This window comes from Acinetobacter sp. ACNIH2 (genome assembly GCF_002934965.1).
Taxonomy (GTDB): Bacteria; Pseudomonadota; Gammaproteobacteria; order Pseudomonadales; family Moraxellaceae; genus Acinetobacter; species Acinetobacter tandoii.
This window is the reverse complement of record NZ_CP026412.1, coordinates 98,815-115,567: the sequence shown is the minus strand read 5'-3', so window position 1 is coordinate 115,567 and position 16,753 is coordinate 98,815. Positions and strand designations below refer to the sequence as shown.

16 protein-coding genes are annotated in these 16,753 nt (G+C 39.8%); 6 read left to right on the top strand and 10 right to left on the bottom strand.

The annotated features are described in order from the left end of the window. Positions 1–143: 143 nt before the first annotated feature. Positions 144–1,574 carry a pyridoxal phosphate-dependent aminotransferase gene (locus C3F34_RS00480; RefSeq protein WP_044739460.1) on the bottom strand — a complete coding sequence of 477 codons (1,431 nt, stop codon included), beginning with the start codon at positions 1,572–1,574 and terminating at the stop codon, positions 144–146. A gap of 229 nt (positions 1,575–1,803) precedes the next feature. On the opposite strand from C3F34_RS00480, the gene msrB reads away from it, so the two are divergent. From msrB to C3F34_RS00460, 4 genes are read left to right on the top strand one after another with little or no spacing between them, the layout of a single operon-like run. Next, the gene (gene msrB, locus C3F34_RS00475) at positions 1,804–2,223 is read left to right on the top strand and encodes a peptide-methionine (R)-S-oxide reductase MsrB (protein ID WP_016167511.1); all 420 of its coding nucleotides are present in this window, start codon (positions 1,804–1,806) and stop codon (positions 2,221–2,223) included. Continuing rightward, a complete protein-coding gene (locus C3F34_RS00470; protein ID WP_044739461.1) occupies positions 2,220–2,702 on the top strand; it encodes a glutathione peroxidase in 483 nt (160 codons plus the stop codon). The genes msrB and C3F34_RS00470 overlap by 4 nt, the downstream gene beginning before the upstream one ends. Positions 2,703–2,707: 5 nt before the next feature. After that, on the top strand, positions 2,708–3,586 hold the full coding sequence (locus tag C3F34_RS00465) for an AraC family transcriptional regulator (protein ID WP_213064789.1): 879 nt from the start codon (positions 2,708–2,710) through the stop codon (positions 3,584–3,586). 47 nt (positions 3,587–3,633) lie between these two features. Continuing rightward, the gene (locus tag C3F34_RS00460; protein ID WP_104440817.1) at positions 3,634–4,248 is read left to right on the top strand and encodes a LysE family translocator; all 615 of its coding nucleotides are present in this window, start codon (positions 3,634–3,636) and stop codon (positions 4,246–4,248) included. A 325-nt stretch (positions 4,249–4,573) separates the two neighbouring features. Here C3F34_RS00460 and C3F34_RS00455 read toward each other — a convergent pair whose 3' ends face one another. The 6 genes from C3F34_RS00455 to C3F34_RS00430 form a co-directional block, all read right to left on the bottom strand. Continuing rightward, entirely contained in the window at positions 4,574–5,269 is a 696-nt protein-coding gene (locus C3F34_RS00455; protein WP_044739471.1) for an alpha/beta hydrolase, read from the bottom strand. A gap of 412 nt (positions 5,270–5,681) precedes the next feature. Beyond that, positions 5,682–6,851, bottom strand: a complete 1,170-nt coding sequence (gene dapC, locus C3F34_RS00450) for a succinyldiaminopimelate transaminase (RefSeq protein WP_104440816.1) — start codon at positions 6,849–6,851, stop codon at positions 5,682–5,684. Positions 6,852–6,876: 25 nt separating this feature from the next. Next, positions 6,877–9,543 carry a [protein-PII] uridylyltransferase gene (glnD, locus tag C3F34_RS00445; RefSeq protein WP_044739473.1) on the bottom strand — a complete coding sequence of 889 codons (2,667 nt, stop codon included), beginning with the start codon at positions 9,541–9,543 and terminating at the stop codon, positions 6,877–6,879. A 26-nt stretch (positions 9,544–9,569) separates the two neighbouring features. Next, positions 9,570–10,784 carry a formate-dependent phosphoribosylglycinamide formyltransferase gene (gene purT / locus C3F34_RS00440; RefSeq protein ID WP_171284944.1) on the bottom strand — a complete coding sequence of 405 codons (1,215 nt, stop codon included), beginning with the start codon at positions 10,782–10,784 and terminating at the stop codon, positions 9,570–9,572. A gap of 237 nt (positions 10,785–11,021) precedes the next feature. Then, entirely contained in the window at positions 11,022–11,369 is a 348-nt protein-coding gene (gene ygaH, locus C3F34_RS00435; RefSeq protein WP_016167518.1) for an L-valine transporter subunit YgaH, read from the bottom strand. Beyond that, positions 11,359–12,117 carry an AzlC family ABC transporter permease gene (locus C3F34_RS00430; protein WP_104440815.1) on the bottom strand — a complete coding sequence of 253 codons (759 nt, stop codon included), beginning with the start codon at positions 12,115–12,117 and terminating at the stop codon, positions 11,359–11,361. The genes ygaH and C3F34_RS00430 overlap by 11 nt, the downstream gene beginning before the upstream one ends. A 101-nt stretch (positions 12,118–12,218) precedes the next feature. Here C3F34_RS00430 and C3F34_RS00425 point away from each other — a divergent pair, with 101 nt between their 5' ends. After that, on the top strand, positions 12,219–12,704 hold the full coding sequence (locus C3F34_RS00425; RefSeq protein ID WP_104440814.1) for a hypothetical protein: 486 nt from the start codon (positions 12,219–12,221) through the stop codon (positions 12,702–12,704). Positions 12,705–13,137: 433 nt separating this feature from the next. Here the strand turns inward: C3F34_RS00425 and C3F34_RS00420 are convergent, their stop codons facing one another. Further along, positions 13,138–13,839, bottom strand: a complete 702-nt coding sequence (locus C3F34_RS00420; RefSeq protein WP_104440813.1) for a Crp/Fnr family transcriptional regulator — start codon at positions 13,837–13,839, stop codon at positions 13,138–13,140. A 94-nt stretch (positions 13,840–13,933) separates the two neighbouring features. Between C3F34_RS00420 and C3F34_RS00415 the strand changes: the two genes are divergently transcribed. Next, positions 13,934–14,464, top strand: coding sequence for a DUF962 domain-containing protein (locus tag C3F34_RS00415; protein WP_104440812.1), 531 nt, complete (start codon positions 13,934–13,936; stop codon positions 14,462–14,464). 198 nt (positions 14,465–14,662) lie between these two features. On the opposite strand, the gene C3F34_RS00410 is transcribed toward C3F34_RS00415, so the two are convergent. Both C3F34_RS00410 and ychF read right to left on the bottom strand, forming a co-directional pair. Further along, complete coding sequence (locus tag C3F34_RS00410; protein WP_104440811.1) at positions 14,663–15,274, bottom strand: superoxide dismutase; 612 nt, start codon at positions 15,272–15,274, stop codon at positions 14,663–14,665. 297 nt (positions 15,275–15,571) lie between these two features. Next, positions 15,572–16,663, bottom strand: a complete 1,092-nt coding sequence (gene ychF, locus C3F34_RS00405) for a redox-regulated ATPase YchF (RefSeq protein WP_104440810.1) — start codon at positions 16,661–16,663, stop codon at positions 15,572–15,574. Positions 16,664–16,753: the final 90 nt, after the last annotated feature.

Sequence of the window (16,753 nt, the reverse complement as noted above, 5' to 3'; positions counted from 1 at the left end):
GTCATGCGCTCGTTATCACTTGGCATCAAGTTTAGCATTGAATAGCTTAGGCTCACTATTTCAAGGTTGTAATTAATCAACTTTGGGAAACAGATAAAAGCAAAAAGCCGCATTAAAATGCGGCTTTTTTGTAAATATGCGACTTAACGCAATTTTGCTAAGAAACGACCTACTCGTGTGATGGCTTCACGAAGTTCATTTTCAGCAGGTAAGAATACAACACGGAAATGGTCTGGTGTTGGCCAGTTAAACCCTGTGCCCTGAACCAATAAGACTTTCTCTGCACGCAGTAAATCAAGCATGAGCTTTTCATCGTCCTGAATTGGGTATATCTCTGGATCAAGTTTAGGGAAGCAATACATTGCACCTTCAGGTTTTACACAAGAGACGCCAGGAATTTCATTTAACATTTCCCATGCAATATTGCGCTGTTCATATAAACGACCACCTGGGCGGATTAAATCATTAATCGATTGATAACCACCTAGGGCTGTTTGAATCGCATATTGTGCTTGATGGTTGGCACACAAACGCATAGATGCAAGCATATCCAAACCTTCGATATAATCAGTTGCGCGTGATTTATCGCCTGTAATGGCCATCCAGCCTGAACGATAACCTGCAATACGATAGGCTTTTGATAAACCGTTGAATGAAATACACAGTTGATCGCCTGCTAATGCTGCAACGGAAACATGTTCGATACCGTCATAAATAATTTTGTCGTAGATTTCATCTGCAAATAAAATCAGGTCGTACTTTTTCGCTAAAGCGACAATTTGCTCTAAAACATGACGTGGATAAACAGCCCCCGTTGGGTTGTTTGGGTTAATAATCACGATACCGCGGGTATTTGGCGTGATTTTACTTTCCATGTCGGCAATGTCTGGATACCAGAAATTTTCTTCATCACATTTATAATGAATCGCTGTACCACCCGATAAATTCACAGCCGCAGTCCACAGTGGATAATCTGGCATTGGCACCAGCATCTCATCACCATCATCGAGCAAGCCTTGCATCGCCATAACGATGAGTTCAGAAACACCATTACCGATATAGACATCATTCACGTGCATATCGAAAATGCCTTTTTGCTGGTAATACTGGCAAATGGCTTTACGTGCGGGGAAAATCCCTTTCGAGTCGGTATAACCCACAGCATTTGGCAGGTTTAGGGCGACGTCGTTAATAATTTCTTGTGGGGCTTCAAAGCCGAATGGAGCAGGGTTGCCAATATTCAGCTTAATAATTTTATGACCTGCTTCTTCCATCTCGATGGCCGCTCGTAACACTGGTCCACGGATGTCGTAGCAAACATGCTCGAGCTTAGACGATTTTTTTATTTCGCGTGGAGTTTGGATAGTGTTCGGCATTTTGATGTTCTCGGAAAGAGTGGAGGTCACTTTTGCATAACGATATAAATAACTTTTAAATGTTTCAGTTGTTACCAAATCGAGATCATGTTCATCTCGGAGTAAAGCAACAATTTTTTCATGCGTATAACCCGCCTGTTGATATTGTTTAATCACAGGTAGTAGATGTTTAAAAATAACGCTCTTTTTCTGCGACATTTTTTAATCCTGAGTAAGCATGATCGCAAGAATAACACCAATTTTGCTCACAAAAAAGCATTAATGAAATAAAAATGCTTACCATAATTATTGTATTTGCTTACTTTTTGCTTTTATTGGAATTATAAGTCTTTTGTAAATTGTTAACGAAAGACTAGAAATTTTAAGATGAATGACGTAAATATAAGATTATCTTATTTGAAACAGCAAGATAGAAAGGGAAATAATCATGGGAAAACTCAGTAAAACAGACCGAGAATGGCAAAGAGAGTTATCACCAGAAGAATTCCGTATAACTCGACAAAAAGGAACAGAACCTGCTTTTACGGGAAAATACTGGAATAGCAAACAAGAAGGAACTTATGTGTGTCGTTGCTGTGGTACACCGTTATTTTCATCGACGACGAAATATGACAGCGGTTGTGGCTGGCCAAGTTTTTTTAAACCAATTGCTGGAGGAGCAATTGATGAATTACAAGATAACTCACATGGTATGGAAAGAACTGAAATAGTTTGTCATCATTGTGACGCACATTTAGGGCATGTTTTTGAGGATGGTCCGCAGCCGACAGGATTACGCTATTGCGTAAATTCGGCTTCATTAGAACTACAATCACAAGAAAAAAATGACGAGGAAACCTATCCATGACCAACATTTATCAGTTTGAAGCTGAGTTGCTAGATGGAAAAAATAAATCTTTTGCCGATTATGAGGGGAAGGTTTTATTAATTGTAAACACTGCCAGTAAGTGCGGGTTTACTCCACAATTTGCTGGCTTAGAAAAGTTATATGAAAAATATAAGTCTCAAGGGTTGGAAGTACTTGGCTTTCCATGTAATCAATTTGGTGGGCAAGACCCAGGCTCAAATGACCAAATTGGAGCTTTCTGCCAGAAAAACTATGGAGTGACTTTTCCAATGTTCTCCAAAGTGGATGTCAAAGGTCCTGAAGCTCACGCCATTTTTCGCTATCTCACCAATAACAGCAAAGGAATTTTAGGCAGCGGTATTAAATGGAACTTTACCAAGTTTTTAATTGGTAAAGATGGCACAGTATTAAACCGTTTTGCACCAACCACAAAACCAGAAGCTTTAGAGGAAGAAATCGAAAAGGCATTACAACAATAAATGTCATGTTGAATAGATTGCAGCCTTCCAATGATACCTCCAAAGCTCAGACTGAGTTTTGGAGTGACCCGAATATGCCTTATGTAGAAACACGTAAGGCATGTCATAGTCGCGCCTGTTATCATGCTCATAGTCATCCAACCTTTTCCATAGGTGCTGTAGATCTTGGGCAAAGTGTTTTCAGTAGTCGCTTTATAGGCACACAAGAAATTGAGTCAGGAACATTGGTTTTAATTCCTGCAAATGTTGAACACTCTTGTAATCCTGAACCTGATCAGGCGTGGAGTTATCAGATGATGCATCTGGATATGCTCTGGTTACGACAGTTACTACATGAAACTAAACAGGATTTTCGTTGTGACGCAGTTCCACAGTATAAACCTCAACTTTATCAATCAGAGCGATTGTATTCAGTTTTTTGTCATTTAAATCAAAACTTATTTGATTCTTCCATTTCATATTTGCAGAAAGAACAGTTGCTAATTCAGACCTTAACTGAGCTGTTATTTCCCAATTTGCACTTGGAATTGCTTACTGAAAATAGCTATGCGCAGCAGGAGTTCCAATTGCTAATTTCTAGGTTGAGTGGCAATGATGAGTTTTTATCCTTAAAGCAATTGTCTGAGCAAAGTGGTTTGAGTCGTTACGCGATTATTCGTTTATTTAAGTCGAATTTGGGTTTAACTCCACATGCCTATCAACTCAATTTAAAAATTAATCAAGCAAGAACGCTTTTAAGACAGGGTAAGGATATTATTGAGTTGAGTTATCAGTTGGGTTTTAGTGATCAGAGTCATTTTCAGCGTGTATTTAAACAGTTGACAGGGACCACGCCGAAGTTTTATCAAAAACAGCACCGTCGCGCAATTTTATACAATAATTAAATCTAAACACTGATTAGGCTTGTCTCAAAATTTAGTTGAGATGAGTTATGGAATTATTCTTTTTTATTGCAGTTACGCATTTTATGGCACTGCTTTCTCCCGGACCTGATTTTTTTCTCATATTAATTCATTCAATGCAGTACGGTTCGAAACTAGCCCGTTACACGGTATTAGGGATTGCAAGCGGGAATGCGCTCATATTATTGATGATCTTTATATTGTTATGGTGGTTAGGACAAATTCATCCCATATTATTGCAACTATTTCGTTACTTAGGCATCGCCTATTTACTGTATTTGGGATGGCAATGTTTACGTTATCGTGAAGCTGAGAAACAGTCTTTTGAAGATCATAATGAAATACAAATCAAATCATCAGGTGTTCTATGTTTTGTTCAAGGTTTGCAGTCCAGTCTACTTAATCCTAAAAATGTGATGTTTTATAGTAGTCTTATTTTATTGGTTTACAGTCAATTTAGTGTTAAACAACTGTCTTTGGTTTGCTTTTGGATGGTAAGTGTCGTTCTATTTTGGAATTTATTTTTGCTTAAATTGCTTAATTCTAGGAGTTGGAGTCAGTTTTTAAAAAGGAATACGAAGATATTGTATAGGTTTACAGGCTGTTGTTTTTGGGGGTTTGCTGTGGTTTTGATGGTGCTCTAATCCATCACAGAACCAGTCTATTTGATTTTGTAATGAATTGAGCTAACGGTTTGTCTTTTCTATCGCCTTTCAGATGAAGAAACCACTATAAATTTTCATATAACTTAATAAGGGTTCAGTTGATAAAAAAATTAGATAATCATAATTCAGTGGCACTTTGAAATGCCTCTGATGGTTTTAGCTGCTTATGGATCGGAAGTTTCTATGGTTAAATTCCTTCAATAACTCGTCAAAAGATATTCATTTTGATAAGTCCTGATCTTAACAGACTCAAATTAAATAGTTGGATAAGAGCGATTTTTGGCCACTATCAAATGTAAAGCTATTAACGAGTAAGAAATGTTGCAGCTTCATCAATTAAATCAGCAATTACTTTTGGTTGAGATGCAAGGGATGCATGGCTGGCATTTAAAGAAATGACTTTTTTTGCATTTAACCGTGCAGACATCATGGTTTGATTATCAGGATGGATCATACGGTCTTCGGTTGAAATTTGATACCAAGATGGTTTGGTTTTCCATGCTGGCGTTGAAATCGTATCGCCAAATGTACTGGCTACAGGTGCCTTCTGTGTGATGCTCATGACAAGGCCTTCATCATGAGTTAAATCCTGACAAAAATTTTCGTGATACTTATCGACTTTTACCCAAAGGTAACCGTCACTATCTGGCTCTAAATGAGGTGCACCTTCAGGTAAATGTTGTTGTGTAATACTGCCAGGACTCTCACCTGTATCTGGTGCAAAAGCTGCAATATATACTAACCCAACCACATTGGGGTGATTGCCTACTTCGGTAATGACAGCCCCACCATATGAGTGACCAACTAAAAGGACATCACCTTTTACTTGAGCAATCATTTTGCGTGTGCGTTCAACATCATCTGCTAAGGAAGTTAGAGGAAGTTCAACCGCACGTAATGCAGTATAACCTCGGTGAGATAAGTCAATGATGACCTTAGACCAATGGGCTGCGCCACCCCAAAATCCATGTACTAAAATAATTGTAGGCTTATTATTCATCTTTTATTTCCTAGTGTAAAAGGTCGTCTTATAGTTAAAGATATTATTCTGTGAACTTCAACTCGGTTTTAAATAAAATGACGGAATGCGGTTTTATTTTTGTAAGTACAATCGTTGGAGCATTTGCTAAAATAAATCCAATTTAACTATCAACAGATAGATTTGTCATTTTAATTACGAGTTATTGCCCTTGGTTTATGACATAGGTTGGTTAAAGTATTGCTGTTCAATAGACCAAAATGGAACAGAAAATGCTGTCTATAAAATGTGTGTATTTGAATATTTCTTAGAATTTTAAAACTTAGATCAATTTCAAGAAAAAGTGGGAGCACAAGTTCTTCATTATTATTTTTGCAAAATTTAACCAACAAAAAACCTCCTTATTGGAGGTTTTTTGTTGGTTAAATAGGGGTTAGAGAATCTTCTTTAACCGTACGATGGCTTGTTCACATTGCGCAATATCAGCCACTAATGCCATACGCACGTGGTTTTCACCTGGATTACCCGTCGCAGTATCACGCGATAAATAACGACCTGGAAGCACTTTAATATGAGCCTTTTCCATCAGCATTTTGGCAAATGATTCATCATTATCTACTTTAAGCCAATAATAAAAGCCAGCATCAGGTTTCTGAAGTGGTAAAAGATGTCCCAATTCATTTTGAAATAAATCAAACTTGGCACGGTACTGCACGCGATTTTCTTCAACGTGTGCTTCATCATCCCATGCTGCAATAGAGGCCAACTGATGTTGAACAGGCATGGCTGCACCATGATAAGTACGATATTGCAAATAAGGTTTCAACAAGGTTGCATCGCCCGCGACAAAACCTGAGCGCATGCCCGGTAAGTTTGAACGTTTTGATAAAGAGTGGAATACGACACAATTTTTATAATCGTTACGTCCAATTTCAGCACAAACTTCTAATAGCCCTGTTGGTGCTTGATCAAACCATAGTTCCGAATAACATTCATCTGATGCAATCACAAAATCGTATTGGTCAGATAGTGCAATCAGCTTTTTAAATTGTTCTTTAGAAAGCACTGCACCTGTAGGATTACCTGGGGTACAAACAAACAAGAGTGCCGTTTTTTCCCATACTTCAGCAGGAACTGCATCAAAATCACCTAAATAGCCATTTTCTTCGGTACAGTTGATGAAGTAAGGCTCAGCACCTGCGAGTAAAGTTGCCCCTTCATAGATTTGATAGAAGGGGTTTGGCATTACCACATACGGTTTTTCATCACGATTAATCAGCGCTTGTACAAAAGAAAAAATCGCTTCACGGGTGCCCGAAACAGGTAGAATTTCCTGTTCAGGGTTAATTTGATTCAGATGAAAACGATGTGTTAACCAGTTGGCAATGCTCAGGCGTAGCTCAGGCAGACCTTTACTGTTCGGGTAAGTCGATAAATGCTGGAAGTTATCAATAATGGCTTGTTTCACAAACTCTGGTGCAGGATGCTTTGGTTCTCCAATTGATAGGGGAATCAAAGGTAAATCTGCGGGTTGTACATCCTTAAAAAGCTTATTTAACTTTTCAAATGGATACGGATGTAATAAAGACAAACTAGAGTTCATGAAACGAATACCCGAACGTTAAAAATTAATGTTGACCACAGACCTGATTAGAGGCTTCATCCAATGCGAGCTTCAGTTGATTGGCAAATAATACCGTTTCTTCTTCTGTCATTGGTAAGCCATCTTTTTTGGTGACAAAGAAAATATCTTCGGCGCGCTCGCCTAAAGTGGCGATTTTAGCAGAGTGAATGTCTAAACCTTGCATCATAAACAGACCACCAATTTTCGCAAGTAATCCAGGATGGTCAAGTGTAGAAATTTCAACCATATTTTGCTGTAATGCTTCGTTTAAGGTTACATCTACCGTATTTTCAATATCAAAATGACGAAGTTGGCGTGGAATACGGCGTTGCATTAATCCTGGGTACTTATCGGATTGGCTGAGTGCTGAAGTGAGAGAATGAATGACTGTAGCCTCTCGTTCAGGATCGGTTAATAACGTGCCAAAACGGTCTAAAACCACATAGGTATCTAAACTAAACGCAGTGGTTGCAGTAATAATTCTTGCATCCTGAACATCCAGATTCATTCGGTCTAAAATGGCCACAGTGGTTGCGAATAAGTTGGGTTGATCGCGCGTATAAATAAAGATCTGCACGGCATCTTGTGCTGATTTACGATGTGCTCGCATTAATACCAGAGGTGCTGGATTTTCACCGTGTTCTAATATCGCACGGGTATGCCAAGCAATTTCATCAGCCGATTCTTTAATGAAATATTCATCGCCGAGTTCTTGCCAGACTTTTTCTACATCAGTCAAAGAGAAATCATTCACTAACATTTCACTGGCTGCAAATTTGGTGTCCTCAATCAGCATTTGATAGTCCACAGGACGACCAAGACCAGTACGAATAATGTCACGGGCATGGGTATACAGTTGACGCATGAGTGATGCACGCCACGAGTTCCAGAGTTTTGGATTGGTGGCATTAATATCCGCCACTGTGAGGGTATAGAGATAGTCTAAATGCTCCATATCCCCGAGTTTTTCGGCAAAATCTTTGACTACATCTGGGTCGGAAATATCTTTTTTCTGTGCCGTCAGTGACATGAGTAAGTGATTGTGAATTAACCAAGCCACCAGTTTGCATTCACGTTCGGTAAAGCCATGCACGCGGCAGAATTCTATCGCATCTTCTGCGCCGAGTTCACTGTGGTCTCCACCGCGACCTTTGGCTATGTCGTGGAACAAGGCAGCTAAGAATACGATGTCTCGTCTTGCTAAGCGTTGGAAGACTGAACTGACCACTGGGAAATCTTTGGCAAATTCAGGCTCTTTAAAGCGGTTTAAATTGCGTAACAATAGGAGCGTATGCGCATCGACAGTATAAATATGAAACAAATCATACTGCATCAGTCCCATAATTTGCCCGAAAGCAGGAATATAATTGCCCAAAACGCCGTAACGCTTCATGGCAACCATGGTGTCATACAAACGGTAAGGTGAACGAATAATCGCCATGAACAAGGCTTGATGTTCTGGATTATCCCGATAGGCCTGATCGATGCGTTTGGCGGCTAAAATCAATAGGCGTAAAGTACGAGCGCGAATGCCTTCGATTTCTGGGCGGTTTGCGAGTAAATAGAATAATTCTAAAATTGCACTTGGATTTTCTGCGAAAATTTTATGGTGTTGAACTGCTAACTTACCATCGACCAGTTTGAAGTTGTCATTAATTTCCACAATCTGACGTTCATATTGTGGTAGTCGAGGGGTGATGACCGATTCACTAAAATATGCCAATAACATTTCATTCAGGGTAGAAACCTGCTGCGCAGTACGGTAGTAGCGCTTCATGAACTGTTCAATTGGATAATTAGGTGATTTGTCTTCTTCACGCACATAGCCAAACATAGCGGCAATGTCACGTTGATAGTCAAATAATAAACGGTTTTCATCACGTTTGGTTAGGCGGTGTAAGTGATGGCGAATTTCCCATAAGAAACTCTCGGCTTCTTCGAGCACACCCAGTTCAAATTCGGAAATAAAGCCCAAATGGACTAAATCATAAATACGATTGACCCTAAAGTGGCGCTTTGCAATCCAGCCAATTTGGTTGATATCTCGGATACCGCCTGGAGCATTTTTAATATCAGGTTCTAAATTGCTTTCGGTATTGTTGTGCTGCGCATAGCGACGGTGTTGCTCTTCCATCTTTGCATCAAAGAAGGTTTTATCTGTCCATGTTTGTGAAACGATACGACGCGGCCAACGCGCGAGATGTTCATAGCCGATAATTAGTCGTGCTTCAATTAGGGTAGTGGCAACAGTCAGATCATTGGTAGCTTCTTCGACACATTGGCGAATACTGCGCACACTGATGCCTGGTTTAAAATTGCCAACATCCCAAAGTGAAGAAATAAAAATAGAAATCAGTTTTTCTTGATCTGCGGTAATTTCATCTTCCGACAAGATCATGATATCGACATCTGAGTACGGCAGCATTTCACGGCGACCATAGCCGCCCACTGCAAATAGACCGAGTTTGGTTTGATCTAATTCGGCATGTTGCCAGAGAAATTGTAACGCTTCATCAATTAGATGAGATCGCGCTAAAATGACATCACGAATGGACTGTCCATGTTCAAAACTTTCCTGTAATTGTTTTTCTACATCGGTACGCCATTGGTTAATTGCTTGAATATCATGGTTACTTTTGACGTAATTCAACAATGGTAAAGTATTGATCATGAACAGTGGTCCGTAATATGTATAAGTTAGTTCTGATTCACAATGACTTGATCCGCAGCGTGTTGTGCCAACTCACGTGCTTGATCCGTAGTTTCAGCACGTGCAGTAGCAACACCCATACGACGGCGTTTAAAGCCTTCAGGTTTTCCGAACAGGCGTAAATCAGTATTTGGATTTGCCAAAGCAAGATTTAAGCCAGAGAAGGAAAGATTGGTATCATCCACACCCGCGTAAATGACAGCACTTGCAGCAATACTGTGGCGAGTTGTATTGACAGGCAAGCCTAAAATGGCGCGAGCATGTAATTCAAATTCGCTTTGATATTGGGAGGCTAAAGTCACAAGACCTGTATCGTGTGGACGTGGTGAAACTTCACTAAACCATACTTTGTCACCTTTGACAAACAATTCCACGCCAAAAATACCGCAACCGCCTAAAGCAGTTGTGACTTTGTGAGAAATTCGTTTAGCTTCTTCCAATGCCACGGCTGTCATGGCTTGAGGTTGCCAGCTTTCTACATAGTCGCCTGAATCTTGACGATGACCAATTGGGTCGCAGTATTGGGTTTCGATTTCACCTGTTTCGGCATTTTTGGCGCGAACAGTAAGAAGGGTAATTTCAAAATCAAAATCAATTTGCGATTCAACAATCACTTTACCCTGATTCACACGACCACCTGTTTGTGCATATTCCCAAGCTGCATCGACTTCGGCAAAGCTTTTTACACGTGATTGACCTTTGCCCGAAGAGGACATTACAGGTTTCACAAAGTTTGGATAACCAATGTCATCGCAAGCAGCACGGAAAGATTCGAGAGAATCGGCAAAACGGTAAGCGGAGGTGGGTAAGCCAAGTTCTTCTGCGGCCAAACGACGGATGCCTTCACGGTTCATGGTGAGGTTCACAGCTTTTGCAGAAGGAATGATCGTTGCAGTTTGGCTTGCTTCAATTTCAACCAGAACTTCAGTTGCAATCGCTTCAATTTCAGGAACAATAAGGTGAGGTTTTACTTGTGCAATCAGTTGTTTTAATTCTTCAGGATTTGCCATATTTAAGGTGTATTGATAATGCGCAACTTGCATGGCAGGAGCATGGTCGTATCGGTCAGCAGCGTGTACTTCGACACCCAAACGTTGCAGTGAAATCACCACTTCTTTTCCGAGTTCACCTGACCCTAACAGTAGAACTTTAAATGCAGAAGATTGAAGGGGAGTACCAATAGTCACGCTCATGTGATTCATCCTTGCGTAAATGGGGTTTTAGCATAGCAGAACTCAGCGTAGTGTTCAGGTATGATTCACATAAAATGATAAGATTGTCGAACAATTTCTTTTAAGTTTACGCTGATTAGAATCTTAAGTTATAAAAGGAAAATATGATTACTTTCATAAAGTAAGTTTATTTTATATTTTTAGTTAATCACCTGAAAATTGCTCTCAAGTGATTAATTGTGCTGTGAATCATTCGTTCAAAATAAATTAAAAATGAAAAGGCATATAGGTATAAACCAAGCCGTAGGTCAAAGCAGCAGTTAAGGTTGCAGGGACAATTTTCTTAAATTTGAAATATAAGCCCGTCAGAACCAGAAACCCTATCAGCATTGCTAAACTTTTGTTGGGTGTTTCTAACAGTGGAGGAAGTGTCGCAACGACCAACATGGAGCTAATAGCTGAAATCCCAATCGAGCCCAAGGCAATTTTTAACCACAATGCACCGCGCTTTTGCGAATTTTGTTGAAACTTCTGAATGACAAAAAAAGGACCAAAACGTGAGGCAAAATTTGCAATACCGACCACAATACCTACCAATATGATTTCAAGATTCATGTGATGCTCCTGTAAGTTCTGCATCATGTTGTTTGAGGACATAGTGCTTAAACAAACCTGCAAATATACCTGATGAAATACCAATGAAAATTGCCGCAGAGAGATCTACGAGATAGCAGGCGATCGCAGATACTAAAATAGTCACACTGACCACAAAGGTATGTTTTTTCTCAAAAGCAGCCAGTAGGAAACTGAGGAATAGCGCGGGTAATAAGAAATCTAGTGCCGCCTGCAGAAATAGCGGTAGATTGCCGACTTGATCGGCAAACAGTCCACCCAAGAATGAGCCAGTTGCCCAAGATAACCAGCTAAATAAACTCAGTCCCAACATCCAAGATTCAGACCATTCTTGGCGTCGTTGAGAGAGTTTGATCATGCCTGAAGCAAATACCTCATCTGTCAGTCCCCACGCCCAAATTGCGGTTTTTTTTAAATTCAAACGATCTTGAATTAAATTTTGTAGGGCAGGTCCATATAGTAAGTGACGAATGTCCAAGGCAATGACAGTCAGTGCCGTCATCCAGATGGAGGTTCCACTACCAAGTAGTGCAACCACCAGAAATTGGCTAGCACCCGCATACATGGTACAAGAGAGAAATAAGGCTTCCCAAGCACTAAAGCCAAACTGTGTTGCTGAAACCCCAAATGCAAAAGATACAGGTAAATAAGTAAAGATAATTGCTTGGCTATCTTTGGCACCTTGCCAAAAGCCCGCTGTTTGCGTGGGTGTTAATTTGTGTTGTGACACGACACACCTTGTTAGAGTTAAACGATAGGTCAAATAAGATTGTGTATTGTAGCCGAATTTACTAGCATAGTGCTTACTCGATTGTTGCGGTGATTCCCTGAATGCGAATACTTAGAGCGCCTGTGCTTGTTGTTTCTGTAATAAGTAGTGCTTTGTTTTTACAAGGTTGTGGTCAATCTTCAGATCATGCTGAAAAGAAAGCGGAAATTAAAGCTGCGCCTAAATTGACCAATGATGCGACCACTTATGCACATGAAGCATGGCGATTCATGAACGAGGCGGATCCTTATGTATATCGTAAGCAACGTAATTTAATAGAAGAAAAGGTGCGTAAACCTGCGCGAAAACTCAGTACTGATTGGCGCATTAATGTCAAAATGACAGATTCGGTTACTGAAGGAAAATATGCATTGTGTCGTAAGGCTTTGACCAGTTTAGATGTTTGGGCGCGTGAAACCATGGAAAACTCAGCGACAGTTTCTCAGACAAAAGCGGATTACGAACGAGACAAAGCACAATGTAAAGATGCACTAGAGCATCCAGAGTTAGGTAACACCGACCCAAAGAAAAAGGCCTTTAATTCATAAAACTTTTATGTTCAAAGCTGTATTGTGATTTAGAGAATTGTAATGCAGCTTTAAACAGTCACTACCATAATAGAAAATAACACTGATTTGATTAATTTTATGCATTATCCTAATGTGATAAAAAGTGTATAATTTATGTGAAAAGTCACATTTATTATCACGAGGTTATCGCTTTATGCGGAAAATATCTGTCCTAACTTTTAGTCTTTTATGCGTATTCAGTTCAACTGTGAATGCACAACTTGTACAAGTACATACAGCTTTGCATGATTCTGTTGCACAAGAAGTTGCACCTTGCACCAATGGCTTTGATGACGTTAATGTCTGTCAATTAACCTCTTAAATTAATGTTGCTTTTTGGTGCTTTTAATATTTAATGCACATTTATGGTGAAAAGTTTTGCACCATAAAATGACAGTTGATGTTGATGAATTCAACTCTGTCGAGTATGTGCTAAGCGATGTAATTGCTCTTGATCTATAATTTCAATTTTTTTAAATGCCAGATTTAACACCCCCAGTTTTTCTAAAGCCTGCAATTCCTGATTCACCGTTTGCCGTGAGCAAGTTAGCATCTGGGCAAGTTGTTCTTGACTGAGTTGAATGACATTTTTTTCAATCAGGACATGATTGCCATAGCCTTGTAAAATCAGCATTAATCGTAGAGCAAGCCGTTGCCTGATGGTCTGAGTTTGAATTGAAATCAGCTCTAAAAAGGCAATACGTAATTTCTGGCTGGTGAGTTGAGCAATATGAAACCAGAACTGCGGCTGTGTAGTGAGTAAAGTGTGGATAGCCGCACTAGGAATATGCAGGATTCGTGTTTTTTGAATCGAAATGGCATCGTGGGAGCGCAGTTGCTGATCAATTAAAGAGATTTCACCGAACCACATGATGGGTTCTGCAATTGCAGCAATAGATTCTGTACCTTCAATATCGACATAACCTAAGCGTACTGCACCATCGAGTACCGCATAGATTCCATCAAAAGCATCTCCAGAATAAAAAATAGCTTGTTCTTTCTGATAGTGCTGTATAAGCGCATGTTCCTGAATAAACTGCTGAAAGGGGAGTGGTAATTCAGAATACCAACGGTTATTGGCAAGATGTTGAAGATCATCCATTTGCAGTGACATGGGCATCCTTATTTTTTGAATTGTCGGCTAGGTGACAACTATAAAAATGATTTTTTTATATAGTGAGTTTATGCATCTTACAAGGACGATCCCAATGAGTAAATTAGAACAACTTTTAAGCCAGTATGCGGCTTATCATCTTGATCATAAAAATATTTTAACCCATTTTGTCGGGATTCCGCTGATTGTGTTTTCCATTATGTGTTTGACTGCAAGGGTAGGGTTTCACTTTTCAGGATTTGAAATTACCTTAGCATTGGTCTTGATTATAGTGAGTTGTACGTATTATTTGAAATTAGATCTCTGGTTTGGCTGTATCATGTTATTGCTATTTTCTGCAGTCTATCCTTTGGCATTAAAGATTGCTGGTTTTGGTTTGGCGACGTGGTTAATGCTGAGTGTTGGTATTTTTGTGGTGGGCTGGGTATTTCAGTTTGTTGGGCATTTTTATGAAAAGAAAAAACCTGCCTTTGTCGATGATTTAATTGGTTTGATCATTGGTCCGTTATTTGTGTTAGCAGAAGCAATTTTTATGATGGGCTTTAGACAAGAATTGCAACAACGTATATTGGAACAGGCGCGAAAGCAACGCGCAGCGATGGATACGAAACCAGTTCAGATTTAGTCCTTAAATTCAGCCTGCCCAATGCTTTGCATGATTGATAGAGACGTATTCGGCAGGATTCTTCAACGTTAGAATGCATTTAAGGATGTTGCAACTTTATAAATGCAAAGTAAGGCACCACTTAGCAAAATAAAAACACCCAATATAAAGCGTAGTTGATGAAAGGATGGCATAGGTAATTCAGTGACCGTGTGCATATTACTGGATGGTTTGTTCATAACGTCGGTTGACTTCTTGCCAGTCGATAACATTAAAAAAAGCTGAAATATATTCGGGACGTCTGTTCTGATATTTGAGGTAATAGGCATGTTCCCAAACATCGAGTGCCAAAATGGGCGTGTGACCCTGCATGAGTGGTGAGTCCTGATTGGCACTGCTCTCTACCAATAATTTTTGATCTGGGGTAACTGTTAGCCAAGCCCATCCACTACCAAAGCGGGTGAGTGCCGCTTTGGTAAAAGCCTCTTTGAAGTTGTCAAATCCGCCTAGCTCAGCCTCTATCGCTACCGCAATTTTGCCTATAGGTTGTCCACCGCCTTGAGGACTCATAATGGTCCAGAATAAGCTGTGGTTGGCATGTCCACCTGCGTTGTTGATGATATTGTTTTTGAGTTGTGTAGGAACATTATTTACCTGAGTGACTAATTGCTCCACAGTTAAGTTTTCCCACGGTGTCCCTTCAATGCCTGCATTAATATTATTGATGTAAGTCTGATGATGCTTACGATGATGGATTTCCATGGTTTTCGCATCAATATGCGGTTCGAGTGCATCATAGGCATAAGGTAAATGGGGAAGGGTATAAGCCATAGCATCATCCTTTCAATCTAAGTTTTTAGTTATGTATGCATAGGAGTGTAGGCGATGTTGGATTTAATGTAAATATAATGATAATTATTATCATTATATTTATCAAATAAAGCTTTACTTAACCTGAGTCACTTATGTTTGAATGATGCTAAAGATTTCAGGCGACAGAAACGGGAGGGGCACTCTGCATCTTATGTACACGAAGTTAAGTGCTGTTGTTGCTGAGCTTGGTTAACTCATATTTAGGATATAAAAAAGCCAGTGTTATCACTGGCTTTTAGCAATATCTAAATGAAATTAGACATTGAAACGGAAATGTAAAACGTCGCCGTCTTGTACCACGTAAGTTTTACCTTCTAAACGCCATTTACCAGCTTCTTTGGCACCTGCTTCGCCGTTGTATTGAATGAAGTCATCATAAGCAATACATTCAGCACGGATGAAGCCTTTTTCAAAGTCAGTGTGAATGACGCCCGCAGCTTGTGGTGCAGTTGCACCTACTTTTACAGTCCAAGCACGTACTTCTTGTACGCCTGCTGTGAAGTAAGTTTGTAAGCCAAGTAATGCATAACCTGCACGGATCACCACGTTCAGACCAGGTTCTTCCATACCCAGAGCTTCAAGGAATTCAGCACGGTCTTCATCTTCAAGTAATGAAATTTCAGCTTCGATTTGGTTGCACAATGGAACCACAATCGCATTTTCTTCAGCAGCAAGTTTTTTAACTGCGTCTAAATGCGGGTTGTTTTCAAAACCATCTTCAGCCACGTTGGCGATGTACATGGTTGGTTTTAAAGTCATTAAACCAAAACCACGTACCAATTTACGTTCATCCTCATCAAGCGTGGCAGCACGAGCTGGTTTACCTTCATCTAATAAAGGTAGAATTTTGTCTAAAACAGCTTTTGTTGCAATCGCATCTTTATCACCACTTTTCGCTGATTTAGCTAAACGTGTTACTGCTTTGGTTACAGTTTCCAAGTCCGCAAGTGCAAGTTCAGTATTGATGGTGGCAATATCATCTAAGGGGTCAATTTTACCATTCACGTGAATGACGTTTTCATCTTCAAAACAACGAACCACGTGTGCAATCGCATCAGTTTCACGGATGTTGGCAAGGAATTGGTTACCTAAACCTTCACCTTTAGACGCGCCAGCAACCAAACCTGCGATGTCTACAAATTCCATTGTGGTTGGAAGCACACGTTGTGGTTTTACGATGGCAGTTAATTTGTCTAAACGTAAATCTGGAACAGGAACAATCCCTGTGTTTGGTTCAATGGTACAGAACGGAAAGTTTTCTGCCGCAATTGCTGCTTTAGTTAACGCATTGAAAAGGGTAGATTTACCAACGTTCGGCAAGCCGACAATACCGCAATTAAAACCCATGAAATGACTCACAACGTATTATTTAAAAATTGGCGCTGATTTTACATGAAAGCCATGACAAAGTCAGGTCATGGCTCGTATCTTTCTTTT

What these genes read in the sequence shown, in the direction of transcription:
- C3F34_RS00480 (WP_044739460.1), bottom strand. Translation starts at nt 1,574, where the DNA reads ATGTCGCAGAAAAAGAGCGTTATTTTTAAACATCTACTACCTGTGATT.
- msrB (WP_016167511.1), top strand. Translation starts at nt 1,804, where the DNA reads ATGGGAAAACTCAGTAAAACAGACCGAGAATGGCAAAGAGAGTTATCA.
- C3F34_RS00470 (WP_044739461.1), top strand. Translation starts at nt 2,220, where the DNA reads ATGACCAACATTTATCAGTTTGAAGCTGAGTTGCTAGATGGAAAAAAT.
- C3F34_RS00465 (WP_213064789.1), top strand. Translation starts at nt 2,708, where the DNA reads ATGTTGAATAGATTGCAGCCTTCCAATGATACCTCCAAAGCTCAGACT.
- C3F34_RS00460 (WP_104440817.1), top strand. Translation starts at nt 3,634, where the DNA reads ATGGAATTATTCTTTTTTATTGCAGTTACGCATTTTATGGCACTGCTT.
- C3F34_RS00455 (WP_044739471.1), bottom strand. Translation starts at nt 5,269, where the DNA reads ATGAATAATAAGCCTACAATTATTTTAGTACATGGATTTTGGGGTGGC.
- dapC (WP_104440816.1), bottom strand. Translation starts at nt 6,851, where the DNA reads ATGAACTCTAGTTTGTCTTTATTACATCCGTATCCATTTGAAAAGTTA.
- glnD (WP_044739473.1), bottom strand. Translation starts at nt 9,543, where the DNA reads ATGATCAATACTTTACCATTGTTGAATTACGTCAAAAGTAACCATGAT.
- purT (WP_171284944.1), bottom strand. Translation starts at nt 10,784, where the DNA reads ATGAATCACATGAGCGTGACTATTGGTACTCCCCTTCAATCTTCTGCA.
- ygaH (WP_016167518.1), bottom strand. Translation starts at nt 11,369, where the DNA reads ATGAATCTTGAAATCATATTGGTAGGTATTGTGGTCGGTATTGCAAAT.
- C3F34_RS00425 (WP_104440814.1), top strand. Translation starts at nt 12,219, where the DNA reads ATGCGAATACTTAGAGCGCCTGTGCTTGTTGTTTCTGTAATAAGTAGT.
- C3F34_RS00420 (WP_104440813.1), bottom strand. Translation starts at nt 13,839, where the DNA reads ATGTCACTGCAAATGGATGATCTTCAACATCTTGCCAATAACCGTTGG.
- C3F34_RS00415 (WP_104440812.1), top strand. Translation starts at nt 13,934, where the DNA reads ATGAGTAAATTAGAACAACTTTTAAGCCAGTATGCGGCTTATCATCTT.
- C3F34_RS00410 (WP_104440811.1), bottom strand. Translation starts at nt 15,274, where the DNA reads ATGGCTTATACCCTTCCCCATTTACCTTATGCCTATGATGCACTCGAA.
- ychF (WP_104440810.1), bottom strand. Translation starts at nt 16,663, where the DNA reads ATGGGTTTTAATTGCGGTATTGTCGGCTTGCCGAACGTTGGTAAATCT.